Source organism: Kribbella albertanoniae (assembly GCF_004348455.1).
GTDB classification, from domain to species: Bacteria; Actinomycetota; Actinomycetes; order Propionibacteriales; family Kribbellaceae; genus Kribbella; species Kribbella albertanoniae.
The window spans coordinates 1-21,049 of the sequence record NZ_SMKA01000159.1 but is presented as its reverse complement, the minus strand read 5'-3'; the positions used below and the strand labels follow the sequence as shown (position 1 = coordinate 21,049).

Sequence of the window (21,049 nt, the reverse complement as noted above, 5' to 3'; positions counted from 1 at the left end):
GCTCTAGGAGGCGGGCGTCGTCCGCGTTCGTGGGGTCGGCCTGGGCCCGGAAGATCAGGACGGGGAGGGTGGGGACGCCTTCGCGGAGGTCGGTGCCGGGGGTCTTGCCGGACTGGCCGGAGTCGCCGGCGATGTCGAGGATGTCGTCGGCGAGCTGGAAGGCGACGCCGATCTCCTCGCCGAAGGCGCGCAGGGACTCCTGGATCGCTTCGGAGGCACCGGCGAAACGGGCGCCGAAGAGAGCGGAGGTGGCGATCAGGGAGCCGGTCTTGTCGGCGACGACGGACAGGTAGTGCTTGAGCGGGTCCTGGCCTTCGCCGACGCCGAGGGTCTCGCGGATCTGGCCCTCGACCAGGCGGCCGAAGGTGCGGGCCTGGATCCGGACGGCCTCGGGGCCGAGGTCGGCGACCAGGTCGGAGGCGCGGGCGAAGAGCCAGTCACCGGACAGGATCGCGACCGAGTTGTCCCAGCGGGCGTTCGCGGTGGCCGAGCCGCGGCGGAGCGCGGCCTCGTCCATCACGTCGTCGTGGTGCAGGGTGGCGACGTGGGTCAGCTCGACCACGACCGCCGACTTGACGACGTCGTCACGGTTCCCCGCGGAATCCGGACCGAACTCGGCGCCGATCAGCACCAGCAGCGGCCGGAACCGCTTGCCGCCGGCAACCATGACGTGCTGGGCGGCGGCGGTGACGAACGGCGCCTCGGACTCGGTCGAGTCGTGCAGCGCCTGTTCCACAGCCTCCAGCCCAGCGCGGACCCGGGCTTCGAGCGCCTCATCGGCGAACGCGAAGCCCAGGCTCTCGGCCGGCAGCGGGGTCGGACTCAACGGATGAACTCACCCGCGCGGGCCGCCAGTTCGAGGACCGGTCCGGGGACCAGGCCGAGAATCACTGTGGCGGCGAGACCGAGGGCTACCGCGGTCGTGGTCTGCCAGCCCGGCAGCGCCACGTCGGGCGCGTCGGTCGGCAGGTCGGAGAAGAACATCAGCACGATCACGCGGACGTAGAAGAACGCGGCGACCAGGCTGGACAGTACGGCGACGACGACCAACGGCCACGCCCCACCGGTCCAGGCCGCGCTGAAGACCGCCCACTTGCCGGTGAAGCCCGCGGTCAGCGGGATACCGGCGAAGGACAGCAGGAAGAACGCGAAGATCCCGGCCAGCAGCGGCGACTTCTTGCCGAGCCCGGCCCAGCGGGACAGGTGCGTGGCCTCGCCACCCGCGTCGCGGACCAGCGTGACGACCGCGAAGGCACCGATCGTCGAGAAGCCGTAGGCGACCAGGTAGAAGAGCACCGCCTGGGTCGAGGTGATGCCGTTGCTGACACCGCTCCCGGCCTGGGCCAGTCCGACGAACGCGGTCAGCAGGAAGCCTGCGTGCGCGATCGACGAGTAGGCCAGCATCCGCTTCACGTCGGTCTGGGTGATCGCGACGATCGAACCGACCACCATGGTGAGGATCGCGACGACCCACATCATCGGCGCCCAGTCCCAGCGCGATCCACCGAGCGCGACGTAGAAGACCCGCATCAGCCCGATGAACGCGGCGATCTTGGTGCAGGCCGCCATGAACCCGGTGACCGGCGTCGGCGCACCCTGGTACACGTCCGGCGTCCAGGAGTGGAACGGTACGGCGCCGACCTTGAACAGCAGGCCGACCCCGATCAGACCGGTCCCGGCCAGCAGGATCGACTCCGCGCCGGTGTCCTGCGCCAGCGCGTCGGCAATACCGCCGAGCGACATCGTGCCGGCGTACCCGTAGAGCAGCGCGATCCCGAACAGCAGGAACGCGGAAGCGAACGCACCCAGCAGGAAGTACTTCATCGCGGCTTCCTGCGAGATCAGCCGGCGACGCCGGGCCAGACCGCAGAGCAGGTAGAGCGGCAGCGAGAAGACCTCGAGCGCGACGAACAGCACCAGCAGGTCGTTGGCCGACGCGAACAGCATCATGCCGCCGACCGCGAACAGCGTCAGCGGGAAGATCTCGGTGTGCTCGATCCGGGCCGCCGTACCCTCACGCTCGGCCTCAGACCCCGGTACGGCGGCCGCCTGGCTCGCGAACGCGGACAGGCCACCGTCGAGCGAGCGCTCGGCGAACAGCAGCACGCTGATCAGCGTCAGCGCGAGCAGGATCAGCCAGGTGAACAGCGCCGGGCCGTCGACCGAGATCGCGCCCTGGGCCGCGATCAGTTCCTTGTTGTCGTTGATCAGGAGGCCGGTCAGCACCCCGGCGACGACGATCGCCACCACGGTGATCGCCAGCTGTGCCGCGTGCCGCAAGGCCCGCGGCAGGAACGCCTCGGTGATGACGCCGACACAGGCCGCGCCGAACACCACGAGCATCGGCATCAGCTCGGTGTACTCGATCTTCGGCGCCACGAAGTCTGCCGCCGGCAGGATCAGGCCGATCACTTCTGTCCCTCCGTCACGGGGATCTCCGGCGCCTTGTCGGTGACACCGACGCGCTGCATGGTCGACTCGACCGCGGGTTTGATGATGTCGACGATCGGCTTCGGGAAGATGCCGAGGCCGATGATCAGGACCACCAGCGGGGCGATCGCGAGGATCTCCCGCGCGTTCAGGTCCTTGAGCTTCTCGATCCCGTCACGCACCGGACCGGTCATCGTGCGTTGGTACATCAGCAGGATGTAGAGCGCCGCCAGCACGATGCCGAGGACCGCGATCACCGCGATCACCTTGTGGTTGCTGAACGTCCCGGCCAGCACCATGAACTCGGAGATGAACGGCGACAGGCCGGGCAGCGCCAAGCTGGACAATCCCGCGAACAGGAACAGGCCGGCCAGCACCGGGGCGACCTTCTCGACCCCGCCGTAGTCGGCGATCCGTGCGGACCCGCGCCGGGAGATCAGGTATCCGGCCACCAGGAACAGCGCGGCGGTGGAGAGACCGTGGTTGAACATGTACAGCGTCGACCCGGTCAGTCCCTGCGAGGTCAGCGCGAAGATCCCCATCACGATGAACCCGAAGTGCGAGATCGACGTGTACGCGATCAGCCGCTTGATGTCGGTCTGGCCGATCGCCACCAGGGCGCCGTACAGGACCGAGATCAGTGCGAGCACCAGGACCACCGGGGTGGCCCACTCGGACGCGTTCGGGAACAGTCCCAGGCAGAACCGGATCATCCCGAAGGTGCCGATCTTGTCCAGGATGCCGACCAGCAGCACCGAGGTGCCCGGCGTCGCCTCACCGGCGGCGTCCGGCAGCCAGGTGTGGAACGGCACCATCGGCGCCTTCACCGCGAAGGCGAAGAAGAAGCCGAGGAACAGCCACCGCTCCGTGTTCTGGCTCATGTCCAGCTTGATCAGGTCACTGAGCAGGTACGACGGGTCGCCGGCGCGCGCGGAGATCACATAGAGACCGATCACCGAGGCCAGCATCAGCAGCCCACCGAGGAGCGAGTACAGCAGGAACTTCACCGCGGCGTACGAGCGCTGCGGACCGCCGAAGCCGCCGATCAGGAAGTACATCGGGATCAGCGTGGCCTCGAACAGCACGTAGAAGAGGAACACGTCGGTGGCGGAGAAGACTCCGATCGACAGCGCCTCCAGCGCCAGGATCCAGGCGAAGAACGACTTCGACGACCAGCGTCCGTTGTCGGCGTCGTTCCACGAGGCGATGATCACGACCGGCGTGAGCAGCGCGGTGAGGACCACCAGCACGATGCCGACACCGTCGAGACCGAGCGCGTAGTTCGCGCCGAAGGCCTTGATCCAGGTGTGCGTCTCGTTGTACTTCTCAGCGCCGTTCTGGTGGTAGCCGACCGCAACGATCGCGGTCAGCACCAGGACGACGAGCGAGAAGCCGAGCGCAACCTGCTTGGACAGCAGTGCCTTCGCCTTGGGCACCGCCATGGTGACCAGGGCGCCCACGAAGGGCAGCAGCAGTAAGAGGGTCAGCCAACCGATTTTCACGACAACCTCACCGCGAGGAGGGCGACGACCACGAATGCGGCGCCGAAGACCATGCTGAGTGCGTACGAACGGACGAAGCCCGTCTGGAACCGGCGGAGCCGGCCGGACAGCCCACCGAACAGTGCGGCCAGCCCGTTCACCAAGCCGTCCACGCCGCGGTTGTCGAGCCAGACCAGCGTCCGGGTGAGGTACTGGCCCGGGCGCATCAGGACCGCCTCGTTCAGGGCGTCGCCGTACAGGTCACGCCGGGCGAGGACCGTCAGCGGCGAACCGGCCGGGGCCTCGCGCGGGATGTCCCGCCGGTACTTGAGCACGGCGATCAGGAGGCCGATGGCGACCACCGCGAGGGTGATCAGCGTCATCACGATCGCCGGCAGCGGCAGGTGGTGCTCCTCGTGCTTCCCGACGACCGGCTCGAGCCAGTGCTCGATCCAGTGCCCGGCGAAGTAGAGCGCGCCACCGCCCAGCGACAGCGCCGCCAGGATGATCAGCGGGATCGTCATCACCTTGGGCGACTCGTGCGGATGCACGTCGTCGTCCCAGCGCTTCTTGCCGAAGAACGTCATCAGCATCACCCGCGTCATGTAGAACGCGGTGATGCCGGCGCCGAGCAGCGCGCACAGACCGATCACGATGTTGTCCGCGAACGCGGCCTCGATGATCTTGTCCTTGCTGAAGAAGCCGGCGAACGGCGGGATGCCGAGGATCGCCAGGTAGCCGAACGCGAAGGTCGCGAAGGTGACCTTCATCGACGTCCGCAGGGCACCGTAGTGGCGCATGTTCACGTCGTCGTTCATCCCGTGCATGACGGAACCGGCGCCGAGGAACATGTTGGCCTTGAAGAAGCCGTGCGTGATCAGGTGGAAGATCGCGAACACGTACCCGGCCGGGCCGAGACCGGCGGCCAGCATCATGTAACCGATCTGGCTCATCGTCGAACCGGCGAGCGCCTTCTTGATGTCGTCCTTGGCGGTACCGATGATCGCACCGGCGAGCGCCGTCACGGTTCCGACGATGACGACCGCGGTCGAGGCCGCTTCGCTCTGCTCGAAGATCGCGTGCGAGCGGACCACCAGGTAGACGCCCGCGGTGACCATGGTCGCCGCGTGGATGAGCGCCGACACCGGGGTCGGGCCCTCCATCGCGTCCAGCAGCCAGGACTGCAGCGGCACCTGCGCGGACTTACCGCACGCGGCCAGCAGCAGCATCAGGCCGACCAGCGTGGCCCAGGTGCTCGACATGCTCTCGGCTCCGGAGTTCACCGTGGTGAAGGCCGAGGAGCCGAACAGCGCCCACATGCTCATCACCGCGAGCGAGAGGCCGATGTCACCGACCCGGTTCACCACGAACGCCTTCTTGGCGGCGACCGCGGCCGAGTTCTTGTGCTGCCAGAACCCGATCAGCAGGTACGACGCCAGACCGACGCCCTCCCAGCCGACGAAGACCAGCAGGTAGTCCGCCGCCAGCACCAGCAGCAGCATCGCCGCGATGAACAGGTTCAGGTAGGCGAAGAACCGGCGCCGCCGGGCGTCGTGCTCCATGTAGCCGATCGAGTAGATGTGGATCAGCGAACCCACACCGGTGATCAGCAGCACGAACAGGATCGACAGCGGGTCGATCAGCAGCGTGAAGTCGACCTTCACACTGCCGACGGTGAACCACTCGAACAGGCGAACCGTCTCGGACCGCTCCTCGCCGTGCAGCCCCTGCATCTGGACGAACAGCAGGACACCGCAGACGAACGAGGCCAGCGACGCCGCGGTGCCGAGCAGGTGACCCCACGCGTTGGTGGCCTTACCACCAAGCAGCAGGATCGCCGCGGACACCGCCGGAATCGCGACCAGCAGCCACGTCAGCTCATGACTCATCGGTTTCAGACCTCAGTACTTGAGCAGGTTGGCGTCGTCGACCGAGGCCGAACGACGGGTGCGGAAGATGGCCATGATGATCGCCAGGCCGATCACGACCTCGGCCGCGGCCACCACCATCACGAAGAAGGCGGCGATCTGGCCGTCGAGGTTGCCGTGCTGGCGGGCGAAGCTGACGAACGCGAGGTTGGCCGCGTTCAGCATCAGCTCGACACACATGAACACGACGATCGCGTTCCGGCGTACCAGCACGCCAAGCGCGCCGATACTGAACAGAATCGCGGCGAGCACGATGTAGGGCTCAGTGCTCACAGCTTGTCCTCCTTGCCGAATCCGCTCAGATCGGTGCTCTCCGCATCGGAGTTCACCTTGTCGCCCGGCTGTGCTTCACCGTATTGGCCGTCGGTGATCTCGCGGACGGTCTCGACGTCCGCGCGCTCCTCAGCCTCGGGGAACACGGTGCCACGAGCCTGCAGGACGCGCGAAACCGAGGTCGGTGCGATCGACCCGTCGGGCAGCAGCGCCGGCGTGTCGACAGCGTTGTGCCGAGCCAGTACGCCGGGAGTCGGCAGCGGACCGGGGTGGATCCCCTGCTCGGCGTACTTGCGGATCCGCTCCTCGGCGTGGTCGCGCTGGGTGCGCTTCTTGGTCAGCCGCTCGCGGTGCGCCAGCATCATCGCGCCGAGCGCGGCGGTGATCAGCAGCGCCGAGGTGACCTCGAAGGCGAACACGTACTTGCCGAACAGCAGCTGCGCGATGCCCTTGGGGTTACCGTCCGGCTGCGCGTCGGCCAGGCCGATCGGGTTGCCGTAGATCCCGTTGCCGACCGCGAAGACGATCAGCAGGCCGAAGCCGAGGAAGGCGAGACCGGCGAGCAGCCGCTGACCGCGAATCGTCTCCACCAGGGAGTCGGACGCGTCGACACCGACCAGCATCAGCACGAACAGGAACAGCATCAGGATCGCGCCGGTGTACACGATGATCTGTACGGCGAACAGGAACGGTGCGTCCTGTGCGGCGTACTGGACCGACAGGCAGATCATCACCGTGGCCAGCAGCAGCGCGGAGTGCACCGCCTTGCGGACCAGCACCATCGCGATCGCGGACAGCACCATCACCGGCGCGAGCAGCCAGAACGCGACCTGCGGTCCGGTCACCAGGGCGATCATTTGGCGTCACCGCCATCGGGGGTGGCCGCGCCGGTCAGGCCGCGGTAGTAGTCCTTCTCGGTCGCACCCAGCTGCATCGCGTGCGGCGGCTCCTGCATGCCCGGAAGCATCGGGGCCAGCAGGTCCTTCTTCTCGTAGATCAACGAGGCGCGGCTGGTGTCGGCCAGCTCGTACTCGTTGGTCATCGTGAGCGCCCGGGTCGGGCACGCCTCGATGCACAGTCCACAGAGGATGCAGCGCAGGTAGTTGATCTGGTAGACGCGACCGTAGCGCTCACCGGGCGAGAACCGCTCCGAATCCTCACCATCGATGTTCGAGGCACCCTCGACGTAGATGGCGTCCGCGGGGCAGGCCCAGGCGCACAGCTCGCAGCCGATGCACTTCTCCAGACCGTCCGGCCAGCGGTTCAGCTGGTGCCGGCCGTGGAAGCGCGGTGCGGTCGGCTTCTTCTCGAACGGGTACTCCTCGGTGAACACCTTGCGGAACATCGTCCGGAAGGTGACCCCGAACCCGGCTACCGGGTCCCAGAGGGACTCTTTGACACTAGCCACGACTGCCTTCCTTGCTACGACTGTCGGTCTCGCTCTGGCTCGGCGTACTGACGATCGGTGGTGGTACCGGATAGCCGCCCGCGAAGGCGTCGAAGTCCTTGCCGTCGGCAACCTCGGCGGGCTGCTCGTCCTTCGGCTTGCCCGGGAGCAGCATGCTGAGCAGTGCCAGTACGACGACGATCGCGGCCGCGACCAGCAGCGTGGTCCGGCTGAAGGTGGTCTCCCGGCCGACCGCACGCACGGTGGCGACCAGCAGGATCCAGCCCAGCGAGACCGGGATGAGGATCTTCCAGCCCAGCTTCATGAACTGGTCGTAGCGCAGTCGCGGCAGCGTTCCGCGCAACCAGATGTAGAAGAAGATGAAGGCCATCAACTTGCCGAAGAACCACAGCACCGGCCAGTAGCCGGAGTTCGCGCCGTCCCACAGCGAGATCGGCCACGGTGCCTGCCAGCCGCCGAGGAACAGCGTGGTGGCCAGCGCCGAGACGGTCGCCATGTTGATGTACTCGGCCAGGAAGAACATCGCGTACTTGATCGAGGAGTACTCGGTCAGGAAGCCCGCGACCAGCTCGCCCTCGGCCTCGGGCAGGTCGAACGGCGCCCGGTTCGTCTCACCGATCATCGAGACGACGTAGATCACGAACGACGGGAACAGCAGGAACGCGTACCACCCTGGGATCGGGATGTCCGCGCCGAACAGGCTCACCGTCTGGTGCGTGCTCTGCGCCGCGACGATCTCCGAGGTGGACATCGAGCCGGCGAACAGGAACACGGTCACCAGCGCCAGGCCCATGCCGACCTCGTAGGAGATCATCTGGGCGCTGGAGCGCAGACCACCGAGCAGCGAGTACGTCGAGTTGGACGACCAGCCGCCGAGCACGATGCCGTAGATGCCGATCGAGGCGATCGCCATCACGTACAGCACCGAGACCGGCAGGTCGGTCAGCTGCAGGCGGGTGTAGGTCTCGGTGAAGGGGATCTTCACGGTCGGCCCGAACGGGATCACCGCGAAGGTCAGGAAGGCCGGTACGGCGACGATCACCGGAGCCAGCACGTAGACGAACCGGTCCACGCCCTTCGGCATCAGGTCTTCCTTGAGCATCAGCTTCACACCGTCGGCCAGCGACTGCAGCAGACCGAAGGGCCCGTGCACGTTCGGTCCGACCCGGTGCTGCATCCGTGCCACCACCCGGCGTTCCCACCAGATGTTGAACAGCGTCAACACGACCAGCAGCACGAAGATGATCAGCACCTTGAGGCCGATCACCCACCACGGGTCGCTGCCGACCCCCGCATCCGGCGGGGCAGCCAGCGGGATCAGTGTCATGCGTTTCCTCCGGCGATCGTCACGATCGATCCGTGATCGGCGTGCAGCGAACGACGTACGTGCGAGTCGGCCGAGTTGGTCGGCAGCCACACCACGTTGTCGGTCATCGGGGTGATCGCGACCGGGAGCCGGACCGAACCGGCGTCGGTGCTGACCACCAGCTCGTCACCGTCGGCGAGGCCGACGCGGTGCGCCGTGGTCACCGAGAGTCGGGCGACCGGCTTGCGCGCGGTCCCCGTCAGATGCGGCTCGCCGTCGCAGGCGCGGCTGTCGTCGATCAGCATCCGCCAGGTCGCCAGGCGGGTGGAGTCGAAGGCGCCGAGCGCCGGACCAGCCTGGTACGTCGGCTCCTGGGAGCGGTCACCGTCCCAGCGGCCGAGCTCGTCGTACTCACGCTTGGCGCCGGCCGGGGTGGTGAATCCGAGCGTGGTGTCCATCTCCTGGGCCAGTGCGGCCAGGGCCCGGACGTCCGGCATCGCGGCCGGCACCTTGAGGACCACCGGGAACGGCCGCTCGCGACCTTCCCAGTTCACGAAGGTGCCGTCCTTCTCTGCCGGCGGAACGACCGGGAAGACGACGTCGGCGTGCTCGGTCACCTGCGAGTTGCGAACCTCGAAGCTGACCACGAACGGCGCCGCGGCCAGTGCGGCCAGCGCAGCGGCCGGGTCCGGCAGGTCGTCGACCTCGACACCCGCGACGACCAGTGCATCCAGGCCTGTGCCGTCTTTCCGGGAAGCGGACGCGATGATCTCGGTCAGGTCCTTGCCCGGCGTGGCCGGAAGGCTGTCGACACCCCAGGCGGCCTGCAGGTCGACCCGCGCCTGCGCGTCGGCGACCAGACGGCCACCGGGCAGCAGGCCCGGCAGACAACCAGCCTCGAGTGCACCACGGTCACCCGCGCGCCGCGGGATCCAGGCCAGCTGCGCACCGGTGTCGAGCGCCAGCCGCAGGGCGGCCGAGTACCCACCCGGGACGCTCGCCAGCCGCTCGCCCACGATGATGATCGAGTCAGCACCGAGGGCAGCCTTGGCCTCGCCGCCGAGGTCAGCCAGTACGGCGGCCTCGGTGCCCGGCGCGGCCGGGACGAGCACGCCGTCCAGCTTCTCGACTCCGCGGGAGGCGAAGGCAGCAACTGTGAACACCTTGGTGCCGTTGGCCTTCACGGCCTTGCGCAGCCGCAGGAACACCGACGGCGCTTCCTCCTCCGGCTCGAACCCGACGAACAGCACGGATCCGGCCTTCTCGAGGTCGGCGAACGTCGTACCGAGTCCCGTCCCGGCCACCGCGGCGGCCAGGAAGTCGGCTTCCTCGGCGGAGTGCGGGCGGGCCCGGAAGTCGATGTTGTTGCTGCCGAGAGCGACCCGGGCGAACTTCGAGTACGCGTAGGCGTCCTCGAGGGTCAGCCGGCCACCGGTCAGAACGGCCGCGTTGCCACGCGCCGCGGTCAGCTTCTCCGCGGTGTAGGACAACGCCTCCGGCCACGACGCCGGCCGCAGTACGCCGTCCTCGCGGATCATCGGGTGGGTCAGCCGGTCACCGGTGCTCGCGTAGTTGAACGCGAACCGGTCCTTGTCCGAGATCCACTCCTCGTTGACCTGCGGGTCGTCACCGGACAGCCGGCGCATCACCTTGCCGCGCCGGTAGTCGACGCGGATCGCGGCACCCGACGCGTCGTGCTCGGCCACCGACGGCACCGAGACGAGGTCGAACGGCCGCGACCGGAACCGGTACGCCGCGCTGGTCAGCGCACCCACCGGGCAGATCTGAATGGTGTTACCGGAGAAGTAGCTCTCGAACGGCTCCTTCTCGTAGATGCCGACCTGCTGCAGCGCACCCCGCTCGATCAGCGCGATGAACGGGTCACCGGCGATCTGCTCGGAGAAGCGGGTGCAGCGCGCGCAGAGGATGCAGCGCTCGCGGTCCAGCAGCACCTCGGACGAGATGTTGATCGGCTTCGGGTAGGTCCGCTTGATCTCGTGGAAGCGGGTCTCGCCACGGCCGTTCGTCATCGCCTGGTTCTGCAGCGGGCACTCGCCGCCCTTGTCGCAGACCGGGCAGTCCAGCGGGTGGTTGATCAGCAGGAATTCCATCTGACCGTGCTGGGCCTTCTCCGCCACCGGCGAGCTGACCTGGGTGCGGACCACCATGCCGTCGGCGACGGTGATCGTGCAGGAGGCCTGCGGCTTCGGCATCCCGCGGCCGTTGCCGGCGTCGGTGATCTCGACCAGGCACTGGCGGCAGGCGCCGACCGGGTCGAGCAGCGGGTGGTCGCAGAACCGCGGGATCTGGATCCCGATCTGCTCCGCGGCCCGGATCAGCAGGGTGTTCTTCGGAACCTTGACCTCGATGTCGTCGATGGTGACGGTGATCAGGTCGGTCCGCTCCACCTCCGCGCCGGCCGGCGGATTCGCTTGGATCGTCATGCGTTTGCTCCAGCAGTCGCGAAGACAGTGCTTGCCATCGGGTCGAACGGACAGCCGCCCTCGGCGAAGTGCGCCAGGTACTCGTCCTTGAAGTGCTGGATCGAGCTGCTGATCGGCGCGGTCGCACCATCGGCCAGGGCGCAGAACGACCGGCCGGTGATGTTCTCGCAGAGGTCGAGCAGAGTGACGAGGTCTTCCTCGGTGCCCTTGCCGTGCTCCAGCCGCTCGAGGATCTGGACCAGCCACCAGGTGCCCTCACGGCACGGGGTGCACTTGCCGCAGGACTCGTGCTTGTAGAACTCGGTCCAGCGCAGTACGGCGCGGACGACGCAGGTGGTCTCGTCGAAGATCTGCAGCGCCTTGGTGCCCAGCATCGAGCCGACCGAACCGACACCCTCGTAGTCCAGCGGGACGTCGAGGTGCTCGGCGGTCAGCAGCGGTGTCGAGGAACCACCCGGCGTCCAGAACTTCAGCTCGTGTCCGTCGCGGACACCGCCGGCCAGATCGATCAGCTGGCGCAGCGTGATCCCCATCGGCGCCTCGTACTGGCCCGGGCGGGTGACGTGTCCGGACAGCGAGTACAGCGTCATGCCCTTGGACTTCTCGGTGCCCATCGAGGAGAACCAGTCCGCGCCGTTCTTGATGATGGCGGGAACAGACGCGATCGACTCGACGTTGTTGATCACTGTGGGGCATCCGTACAGACCGGCAACGGCCGGGAACGGGGGACGCAGCCGAGGTTGACCACGCCGGCCCTCGAGCGAGTCGAGCAGCGCCGTCTCCTCGCCACAGATGTAGGCGCCCGCGCCGGCGTGGACGACGACGTCCAGGTCGTAGCCGGTGCCGAGGATGTTCGTGCCGATGAAGCCGGCGTCCTTGGCCTCCTGGACCGCCTGCTGCAGCCGGCGGATCACGTGCAGGACCTCACCGCGGACGTAGATGAAGGCGACACTCGCGCGGATCGCGTAGGACGAGATGATGACGCCCTCGACCAGCGTGTGCGGCGAGGCCATCATCAGCGGGATGTCCTTGCAGGTTCCCGGCTCGGACTCGTCGGCGTTCACCACGAGGTACTTCGGCTTCGGGTTGTCCTGCGGGATGAACGACCACTTCATCCCGGTCGGGAAGCCCGCGCCACCACGACCGCGCAGACCGGAGTCCTTGACGGCGGTGACCACGTCGGCTGGCTGCATCCGCAGTGCGGTGCGGAGTGCGTCGTACCCGCCGGTGCGTTGGTACGACGAGAGCTGCCACGCGTTGATCTGGTCCCAGTTGTCGGACAGTACCGGGGTCAGCATGGTCAGTCCTCCTTCCGGGAGTCGTCGGTGTGGACAGCCTGGGACTCACGGCCCGGCTGGTCCTCGGGACGCGGACCCGGGACAGGGTCGAGCGGCGCCGGGGCACCGCCGTTGCCATTGGGTGCGGTCCAGTTCCGCTCGCGGGCCAGGCGGAGGCCGGCCAGCGAGGCCTTGCCGCCGGTCGGACCCTCGTCGGCGCGGCCGTCGGGGAAGCCCGCCAGCACGCGCTCGGCCTCACGCCAGGAGCAGATGGTGGCGCCGCGCGGCGACTTCACCTCGGTGCCCTCGCGCAGGTCGTCGACCAGCTGGGTGGCCGACTCCGGCGTCATGTCGTCGAAGAACTCCCAGTTCACCGTCATCACCGGCGCGTAGTCGCAGGCGGCGTTGCACTCGATGTGCTCGAGGGTGATCTTGCCGTCCTCGGTGGTCTCGTCGTTCCCGACGTCGAGGTGGCGCTTCAGCCGCTCGAAGATCAGGTCGCCGCCCATCACCGCGCAGAGCGTGTTGGTGCAGACCCCGACGTGGTACTCGCCGACCGGGCGGCGCTTGTACATCGTGTAGAAGGTCGCCACCGCGGAGACCTCGGCGCCGGTCAGCCCGAGCACGTCGGCACAGGCCTCGATGCCCTCCGGCGTGACCCGGCCCTCGACCGACTGCACCAGGTGCAGCATCGGCAGCAGCGCGGACCGGCCGACCGGATACCGGGCGGCCAGCTCGCGCATCTCCGCGATCGTGGTCTCGGTGATCTTGGAGTCACCGGTGCTGTAGGGGACTGGATGACTGGTCGCGTGATCGTTGACTGTGCTCACTATCGGTCCACTCCACCCATCACCGGGTCAAGGCTGGCGACGGCCACGATCACGTCGGCGACCTGTGAGCCCTCGCACATGATCGGCATCGCCTGCAGGTTTGCGAAGGACGGGTCACGGAAGTGCACCCGGTACGGCTTGGTGCCGCCGTCGGAGACGACGTGACAGCCCATCTCGCCCCGCGGCGACTCGATCGCCACGTAGGCCTGACCGGCCGGCACCCGGAACCCTTCGGTGACGAGCTTGAAGTGATGGATCAGAGCTTCCATCGACTCGCCCATGATGTGCTTGATGTGGTCGAGCGAGTTGCCCATGCCGTCACTGCCGACGGCCAGCTGGCTCGGCCAGCCGATCTTCTTGTCGGCCACCATGATCGGGTCGCCGTCCATCTTCTCCAGCCGGTCGGCGCACTGCTCGATGATCTTCAGCGACTCCCACATCTCCTGCAGCCGGACCCGGAAGCGGCCGTACGAGTCCGAGCTGTCCCAGGTCGGTACGTCGAAGTCGTAGGTCTCGTAGCCGCAGTACGGCTGGGTCTTGCGCAGGTCCAGCGCGTAGCCGGTCGACCGCACCGTCGGCCCGGAGATGCCCAGCGCCATACAGCCGGCCAGGTCCAGGTAGCCGACGTTCTGCAGCCGCGCCTTGAAGATCGGGTTGGCGTTGCAGAGCTCGGCGTACTCCGGGAGGTGCTTGTTCATCCAGGTGATGTACTCGCGGATCTTGTCCAGCGCGCCCGGGGGCAGGTCCTGGGCGACACCGCCGGGCCGGATGAACGCGTGGTTCATCCGCAGGCCGGTGATCAGCTCGAACAGGTCCAGCGTCATCTCGCGCTCGCGGAACCCGATCGTCATCACGGTCAGCGCGCCGATCTCCATCCCGCCGGTGGCGATACAGACCAGGTGGCTGCTGATCCGGTTGAGCTCCATCAGGAGCACCCGCATCACGTTGGCCTTCTCGGGGATCTGGTCCTCGATCCCGAGCAGCTTCTCGACCGCCAGGCAGTACGCCGTCTCGTTGTAGAACGGCGAGAGGTAGTCCATCCGGGTCACGAAGGTGACGCCCTGGGTCCAGGAGCGGAACTCCATGTTCTTCTCGATGCCGGTGTGCAGGTAGCCGATGCCGCAGCGGGCCTCGGTCACCGTCTCACCGTCGAGCTCGAGAATCAGCCGGAGCACGCCGTGCGTCGACGGGTGCTGCGGCCCCATGTTGACGACGACCCGCTCTTCGGGCTCCTCGCCGAGGCCGGCCACGACCGAGTCCCAGTCCTGACCGGTGACGGTGAAGACCTTGCCCTCGGTGGTGTCCCGGGTGGTCGCGTAGGGGTCTGCGTGTGTTTCGGTCATCAGTTGTACGACCTCCGCGTGTCGGGCGGCGGGATGACGGCGCCCTTGTACTCGACGTCGATGCCGCCGAGCGGGTAGTCCTTGCGCTGCGGGTGCCCCGGCCAGTCGTCGGGCATCTGGATCCGGGTCAGTGCCGGGTGCCCGTCGAAGATGATGCCGAAGAAGTCCCAGGTCTCGCGCTCGTGCCAGTCGTTGGCCGGGTAGACCGAGACCACCGACGGGATGTGCGGGTCGCTGTCCGGGCAGGACACCTCGAGCCGGATCCGCCGGTTGTGGGTGATCGAGAACAGGTGGTAGACCGCGTGCAGCTCGCGATCGGTCTCGTTCGGGTAGTGCACGCCGCTGACACCGGAGCAGAACTCGAAGCGCAGCGCGTCGTCGTCCCGCATCTGCTGGCAGACCGCGACCAGCTGCTCGCGGGCCACGTGCAGGGTCAGCTCGCCACGATCGACGACGACCTTCTCGATCGCGTCGTCGCCGACCAGACCCACGAGGCGGTCGACGGCCCCGTCGAACCAGGCGCCGTACGGCTTCGGCGTACCGCCGGGGAGTGCGACCTGGCGGCGCAGGCCACCGAAGCCGGAGGTGTCACCAGTACCGCGGACACCGAACATGCCCTGACGCTGGTCGATCACCTCCGCACCCGGCGTCTGTGCGTCACCAGCGTCAGACGTCGCCGGAAGGTTCTCCGGCTGGTGCTCACTCATCGGAGCAACCCCTTCATCTCGAGCGTCGGGGCGGCCGTCAGTGCGGTCGCCTCCTGCTCGGCCTGCAGCACCTTCTTGTGCGCGCCGAGCTTGCTGTGCTGGATCTGGTCGTGGATCTTCAGGAACGCGTCCAGCAGCATCTCCGGCCGCGGCGGGCAGCCGGGCAGGTACATGTCGACCGGCACGATGTGGTCCACACCCTGGACGACGGCGTAGTTGTTGAACATGCCGCCCGACGAGGCGCAGACGCCCATCGCGAGCACCCACTTCGGGTTCGCCATCTGGTCGTAGATCTGGCGCAGTACCGGGGCCATCTTCTGACTCACCCGGCCGGCCACGATCATCAGGTCGGCCTGCCGCGGCGACGCCCGGAAGACCTCCATGCCGAACCGGGCCGCGTCGTACCGCGGGGCGCCGGTCGTCATCATCTCGATCGCGCAGCAGGCCAGCCCGAAGGTTGCCGGCCACAACGACGCCTTGCGCATATAGCCGAGCAGGCCCTCGACGGTGCCGAGCAGTACGCCGGCCGGAAGCTGTTCTTCTAGACCCATGTCAGTCCCACTCCAGTCCACCGCGACGCCACACATAGGAGTACGCGATGAAGACGGTGACGATGAAGATGACCATCTCGATCAGCCCGAACAGCGCCATCTGGTCGAAGGCCACCGCCCACGGGTAGAGGAAGACGATCTCGATGTCGAACACGATGAAGAGCATCGCGGTGATGTAGTACTTCACCGGGAAGCGGCCACCGCCGACCGGCTGCGGGGTCGGCTCGATCCCGCACTCGTACGAGTCGAGCTTGGCCCGGTTGTAACGCTTCGGGCCGACCAGCGCGCTCACGGTGATGCTGCCCAGCACGAAGAGCGCCGCGAGTACACCGAGAGCGAGGATCGGGACATAGGGGTGCATCGCTCTGGGCTCCTTCCTTACAGCCGGTGGTCGGTGTGTTGTTCTTGTTGTTTCGTTTCAGCCAGCACTTTGTTACCAGTACCGGAGTGAGCCAGCTCACTCGCCCCGCCGTTCAGGCGGCCGGGGCGACCTTCGTGAGCCCGTTGATGATCTTGTCCATCACGTCGCCGTCGCGCGGGTCGGTGAGGTTGGCCAGCAACTTCAGGGTGAACTTCATCAAGGTGGTGCGCGGCAGACCGTACTTCGTGCAGAGCCGCATCACCTCCGGATTTCCGATCAGCTTCACGAAGACCCGGCCGAGCGAGTAGTAGCCGCCCCACTCCTGCTTCAGCGCCTTCGGGTACGCCGACAACGCGCGCTCCCGCTGGTTCGGCTGCCGGTGCAGCGCCTGGGCGGCGACCTCGGCGGCGAACATCCCGGACTCCATCGCGTACGGGATGCCCTCGCCGTTGAACGGGTTGACCATGCCGCCGGCGTCGCCGAGCAGCATCAGCCCGCGGGTGTAGTGCGGCTGCCGGTTGAAGCCCATCGGCAGCGCGGCCCCACGGATCGGGATGGTCTGGAACTCGTCGCGGAACTGCCACTCCTCCGGCGTGTTCTTCAGCCACGCCTTCAGCAGGTCGGCGTAGTCGACCTTGCCGAAGGCATCGGAGGTGTTCAGGATGCCGAGACCGACGTTCACCGTGCCGTCGCCCATGCCGAAGATCCAGCCGTAGCCGGGCAGCAGCAGCTTCTGGCTCGGCTGCTTGGGGTCGTCGGCCCACAGCTCGAGCCAGGACTCCAGGTAGTCGTCGTCGTGCCGCGGGCTGGTGAAATACGTCCGTACGGCGACGCCCATCGGCCGGTCGTCCCGCTTGTGCAGGCCCATCCCGATGCTCAGCCGCGACGAGTTGCCGTCGGCCGCCATCACCAGGGGCGCCCGGAACTCGATGTCGGCCCCGTCGCGGCGGCCGTTGTCGTCGACCGGCTTCGCGGTGACGCCGACGATGTGACCCTTGTCGTCGAGGATCGGACCGGTCACGTTGGTCCGCTCGCGCAGCTGCGCGCCGGCCTTGACCGCCTGCCGCGCGAGCAGGTCGTCGAAGTCCATCCGGTTCCGGGTCAGGCCGTAGTTCGGGTGGCTGGCCAGATCCGGCCAGTCGAGCTGGAGGACATGTCCGGCGCCCTGGATCCGCAGCCCGTAGTTGCGGATCCAGCCGGCCTCTTCGGAGATGTCGATGCCCATGTTGATCAGCTGCTTGGTGCCGCGCGGGGTGAGCCCGTCGCCGCAGACCTTCTCCCGCGGGAACGCGGTCTTCTCCAGCAACAGGACGTCGAGCCCGGCGTTGGCCAGGTGATACGCCGCGGAGGAACCTGCGGGTCCGGCGCCGACGACGATGACATCGGCTGACTCCGACTGCTGCCCGCTCGGCACGCTCTCGCTCATCTCATCCCGACCTGGAAGTTGGGGGCCCACAAATAGGCACTGCGGCTGACTCAGGGCTCGTGAAGGGATTCACTAAGCCTGGTCATCCGACAGTCTAGGACTGCCTGACGCGGACACGAAACTCGCCCCAACCCCCTTGCAGGCAAGCAAATTACGCACAGCTTTCCTTGCGTAATTAAGCCGGCTTCACGGCCCGGTGGATGGCGACCAGACCACCGGTCAGATTGGCCCAGTGCACCCGGGTCCAGCCGGCCGCCTCGATCGTCCGGGCCAGCGGCTCCTGCGGCAGCCACGCGCGGGTCGACTCGGCCAGATACTCGTACGCCTCGGGGTTGCTCGACACCACCTTCGCGACCACCGGTACGGCGCGCATCATGTACTCGAGGTAGACCACCCGGAACGGCTTCCAGGTCGGATGCGACTGCTCGAGGATGACGAGCCGGCCGCCCGGCCGGGTCACCCGGAGCATCTCCTGGAGAGCGGCGGTGACATCGTTCACGTTCCGCAGGGCCCACGAGATCGTCACCACGTCGAACGAGTCGTCGGCGAACGGCAGCCGCAGCGCGTCCCCCGCGATCAGATCCAGCTCGGGGTGGTTCCGCTTGCCGACCCGGAGCATCCCGACCGAGAAGTCGCAGGACACCACCTCGGCCCCGGCCTCGCGCAACTTGATACTCGACGCGCCCGTCCCGGCCGCCAGATCGAGGATCTTCATCCCCTTCCGCGGCCCGATCTCGGCCAGCGTCGCCGGCCGCCAGACCAGCTTCTCCAGCCCCATCGTGGCCACCGCGTTCGTGCGGTCGTACCCCTCCGCCACATTGTCGAACATGGCGGCCACAGCATGCGGATCTTTGCTCAAGTCGGCGCGGGTCACTTGTCTAGTTCATCACGGCTGCGACAGGCGCTGAAATTCACTGGACATCGGACGGTCGTACGCTTGCCTCTCGTGGGTGCATGAGCGGCCGTCGTGATCCGGGGCCTGAGCGCTTGGCGAGGAGTGATGCAGTGAGCTTGTCCGAACCGGTCCGATCCGGTCGTGTGGCCGCACCGCAGTTGGTGGTCCGCAGCCAGCCGGTCGAGGGCGTGGCGAAGCAGCTGATCGATCACTTACCGGCCGAGGGTGGGCTGAGCTGGGTACGACGTGGCGACGGTCACATCGGCTGGGGGGTCGCAGCCCGGCTGGACGTTGCCGGTGGCAACCGCTTCACCGAGGCCGTGCTCTGGTGGCAGGAGCTGGTCGGCGCGGCCGTCGTACGGGACGAGATCGGCGTACCAGGGTCGGGACTGGTCTGCTTCGGTTCCTTCGGTTTCACCGACGAGGACCCGGGTGAGTTGGTAGTCCCCGAGGTAATCGTCGGACGCCGTGGCGGCACCACCTGGGTGACCACGATCTCACCCGCTTCGCTGGCCGCACCTCCCGATCTGGTCACCCATGAGGCCCACCCCGTGTACGACGTCACGTTCGCCGACGGAGCGCGGTCGGGGACGGACTGGTCGAGCATCGTGGCCGACGCCATCAAGCGGATCACCTCGGGTGAGCTCGACAAGGTGGTGCTGGCCCGCGACCTGATCGCGATCGCCGAGCAGCCGATCGACCTGCGCTGGCCCCTCCGCCGGCTCGCCGAGGCCTATCCGAACTGCTGGACCTTCTCCGTCGACGGCCTGATCGGTGCGACGCCCGAGTTGCTGGTACGGCGGGAGAAGGGGCTGATCACGTCCCGCGTGCTGGCCGGAACAATCCGCCGTACCGGGGACGACGCGCACGACCTCGCACTGGCCGCGTCGCTGGCCCGGTCGTCGAAGGACCTCGAGGAGCACGAGTTCGCCGTACGGTCGGTGGCTGATGCTTTGAAGCCGCACTGCAAGTCGATGAACGTGCCGGAGACCCCGTTCGTGCTGCACCTGCCGAACGTGATGCACCTCGCCACCGACGTCGCCGGCGTCGCCAACAACGGCGCCTCCGCCCTCGGCCTCGCCGCCGCCCTGCACCCGTCGGCAGCGGTCTGCGGTACGCCGACGCCCGTGGCGCGCGACCTGATCGGTGAGATCGAAGGCATGGAGCGCGGCCGCTTCAGCGGACCGGTCGGCTGGATGGACGCAGCCGGCGACGGCGAATGGTGCATAGCCCTCCGCTGCGGCCAAGCCGACCCAACCGACCCTCGCCGCATGCGCCTCTTCGCCGGCGCCGGCATAGTCGCCGGCTCCGACCCCACCGCCGAACTAGCCGAAACCAACGCCAAACTAGTCCCCATGCGAGACGCCCTCGGCGACTAGTCGGCGGCAGGTGAGTGGCTGCGACGGCCTGGAATTGCGCGGGATTCTCACTAGTCTGGGGTCGTGATGAAGCTGACGAAGTTTGCGCATGCGTGTGTTCGGCTGGAGAAGGACGGCAGGACGCTTCTCGTCGATCCGGGGTCGTTCAGTGAGGACGCCGTGTTCGAGCGGGCCGACGCCGTACTGGTCACGCACGAGCATCAGGATCACCTGGACATCGAGCGCGTGAAGGCTCTGAACGTGCCGGTCTACACCAACGCCGGCGTCGCCGCGCAACTCGCCGAGCTCGGCGACCGCGTGCATGTGGTCGAAGGCGGTCAGTCCTTCGATGCGGCCGGATTCGCGGTCAGCGCCTACGGCAAGGACCACGCCGTGATCCTGCCCGAGTGGGGCGTCCCCTGCGAGAACATCGGCTTCCTGATCGACGACGCCGTCTACCACCCCGGCGACTCGTTCACGCAGCCCGACCGCGCGGTCCACACCAACCTGGTCCCGATCTCCGGCCCCTGGTTCGCGCTACCCCCGGCCGTCGACTACGCCCGCGCGGTGAAGGCCGAGCAACTGGTCGGCATCCACGACGGCCTCCTGTCCGAGATCGGCCTCGGCATGATGCCCCGCTTCCTCAACTCCGACGACCGCCCGTACCAGAAGCTCGCCCCCGGCGACTCCCTCACCATCGCCTGACCACCCCTCCGCGCCCCTCAGCCCTCCGGCATTTGAACGGATATCCGCGGAACTGCACCCTTCTCCCCTCAAATATTGAGCGGAGAAGGCACAACCTGCGGGGTTATCCGTTCAAATGTGCGAGGGGCGGATCAGGGGAGTGCGCGTGCAGGTGGGTCGGGTGTACTGCGGTCACCTAGTGGGGACCTCGGACATCTGATGCCGTGTCCGCGGTCGCCAGTAGCTGTACGAGGTTCGGTCGTTCGGCTGGTTACTGCGCGGGCTGGGGAGTGCTACCCGTCGTTTTCGGGTGGTTATGCTCCCCGGCTCCGCGACGGGTGCGCCAC

The 21,049-nt window shown here is 67.6% G+C and carries 19 protein-coding genes; 2 read left to right on the top strand and 17 right to left on the bottom strand.

Features of this window, described 5'->3' with window-relative positions:
• The 17 genes from E1261_RS28030 to E1261_RS27950 form a co-directional block, all read right to left on the bottom strand.
• The coding region (locus tag E1261_RS28030; RefSeq protein ID WP_132411669.1) for a polyprenyl synthetase family protein at window positions 1-826 on the bottom strand (826 nt) is incomplete at its 3' end.
• Window positions 823-2,349 (bottom strand): NADH-quinone oxidoreductase subunit NuoN, encoded by a 1,527-nt coding sequence (nuoN, locus tag E1261_RS28025; protein WP_238176475.1) that lies wholly within the window; start codon window positions 2,347-2,349, stop codon window positions 823-825. The genes E1261_RS28030 and nuoN, both read right to left, overlap by 4 nt.
• Window positions 2,350-2,408: 59 nt before the next feature.
• Window positions 2,409-3,932, bottom strand: coding sequence for an NADH-quinone oxidoreductase subunit M (locus tag E1261_RS28020; protein WP_132411667.1), 1,524 nt, complete (start codon window positions 3,930-3,932; stop codon window positions 2,409-2,411).
• Window positions 3,929-5,800 (bottom strand): NADH-quinone oxidoreductase subunit L, encoded by a 1,872-nt coding sequence (nuoL, locus tag E1261_RS28015; RefSeq protein WP_132411665.1) that lies wholly within the window; start codon window positions 5,798-5,800, stop codon window positions 3,929-3,931. Before nuoL ends, E1261_RS28020 begins: the two co-directional genes overlap by 4 nt.
• Before the next feature lie 12 nt (window positions 5,801-5,812).
• Window positions 5,813-6,112: an NADH-quinone oxidoreductase subunit NuoK gene (gene nuoK, locus E1261_RS28010; protein ID WP_132411663.1), complete on the bottom strand. Its 300-nt coding sequence runs from the start codon at window positions 6,110-6,112 to the stop codon at window positions 5,813-5,815.
• On the bottom strand, window positions 6,109-6,969 hold the full coding sequence (locus E1261_RS28005) for an NADH-quinone oxidoreductase subunit J (RefSeq protein ID WP_132411661.1): 861 nt from the start codon (window positions 6,967-6,969) through the stop codon (window positions 6,109-6,111). Before E1261_RS28005 ends, nuoK begins: the two co-directional genes overlap by 4 nt.
• On the bottom strand, window positions 6,966-7,520 hold the full coding sequence (gene nuoI, locus E1261_RS28000; protein ID WP_132411659.1) for an NADH-quinone oxidoreductase subunit NuoI: 555 nt from the start codon (window positions 7,518-7,520) through the stop codon (window positions 6,966-6,968). Before nuoI ends, E1261_RS28005 begins: the two co-directional genes overlap by 4 nt.
• Complete coding sequence (gene nuoH, locus E1261_RS27995) at window positions 7,513-8,847, bottom strand: NADH-quinone oxidoreductase subunit NuoH (RefSeq protein ID WP_132411657.1); 1,335 nt, start codon at window positions 8,845-8,847, stop codon at window positions 7,513-7,515. Before nuoH ends, nuoI begins: the two co-directional genes overlap by 8 nt.
• Window positions 8,844-11,270 carry an NADH-quinone oxidoreductase subunit G gene (locus E1261_RS27990; protein WP_132411655.1) on the bottom strand — a complete coding sequence of 809 codons (2,427 nt, stop codon included), beginning with the start codon at window positions 11,268-11,270 and terminating at the stop codon, window positions 8,844-8,846. The genes nuoH and E1261_RS27990 overlap by 4 nt, the downstream gene beginning before the upstream one ends.
• Entirely contained in the window at window positions 11,267-12,568 is a 1,302-nt protein-coding gene (nuoF, locus tag E1261_RS27985) for an NADH-quinone oxidoreductase subunit NuoF (RefSeq protein ID WP_202875090.1), read from the bottom strand. Before nuoF ends, E1261_RS27990 begins: the two co-directional genes overlap by 4 nt.
• Window positions 12,569-12,570: 2 nt before the next feature.
• Entirely contained in the window at window positions 12,571-13,377 is an 807-nt protein-coding gene (nuoE, locus tag E1261_RS27980; protein WP_132411651.1) for an NADH-quinone oxidoreductase subunit NuoE, read from the bottom strand.
• Entirely contained in the window at window positions 13,377-14,720 is a 1,344-nt protein-coding gene (locus tag E1261_RS27975; protein WP_132411649.1) for an NADH-quinone oxidoreductase subunit D, read from the bottom strand. The genes nuoE and E1261_RS27975 overlap by 1 nt, the downstream gene beginning before the upstream one ends.
• Window positions 14,720-15,427 (bottom strand): NADH-quinone oxidoreductase subunit C, encoded by a 708-nt coding sequence (locus E1261_RS27970; RefSeq protein ID WP_132411647.1) that lies wholly within the window; start codon window positions 15,425-15,427, stop codon window positions 14,720-14,722. The genes E1261_RS27975 and E1261_RS27970 overlap by 1 nt, the downstream gene beginning before the upstream one ends.
• Window positions 15,424-15,978 (bottom strand): NuoB/complex I 20 kDa subunit family protein, encoded by a 555-nt coding sequence (locus tag E1261_RS27965; protein ID WP_132411645.1) that lies wholly within the window; start codon window positions 15,976-15,978, stop codon window positions 15,424-15,426. Before E1261_RS27965 ends, E1261_RS27970 begins: the two co-directional genes overlap by 4 nt.
• Before the next feature lies 1 nt (window position 15,979).
• On the bottom strand, window positions 15,980-16,339 hold the full coding sequence (locus E1261_RS27960; RefSeq protein WP_132411643.1) for an NADH-quinone oxidoreductase subunit A: 360 nt from the start codon (window positions 16,337-16,339) through the stop codon (window positions 15,980-15,982).
• 112 nt (window positions 16,340-16,451) lie between these two features.
• Entirely contained in the window at window positions 16,452-17,765 is a 1,314-nt protein-coding gene (locus E1261_RS27955) for a geranylgeranyl reductase family protein (protein WP_132411641.1), read from the bottom strand.
• Between the two features lie 175 nt (window positions 17,766-17,940).
• Window positions 17,941-18,639, bottom strand: a complete 699-nt coding sequence (locus E1261_RS27950; protein ID WP_132411639.1) for a demethylmenaquinone methyltransferase — start codon at window positions 18,637-18,639, stop codon at window positions 17,941-17,943.
• 131 nt (window positions 18,640-18,770) lie between these two features.
• On the opposite strand from E1261_RS27950, the gene E1261_RS27945 reads away from it, so the two are divergent.
• On the top strand, window positions 18,771-20,039 hold the full coding sequence (locus tag E1261_RS27945; protein ID WP_132411637.1) for an isochorismate synthase: 1,269 nt from the start codon (window positions 18,771-18,773) through the stop codon (window positions 20,037-20,039).
• Between the two features lie 66 nt (window positions 20,040-20,105).
• Window positions 20,106-20,723, top strand: coding sequence for an MBL fold metallo-hydrolase (locus E1261_RS27940; protein WP_132411671.1), 618 nt, complete (start codon window positions 20,106-20,108; stop codon window positions 20,721-20,723).
• The last annotated feature ends 326 nt before the right edge of the window (window positions 20,724-21,049 follow it).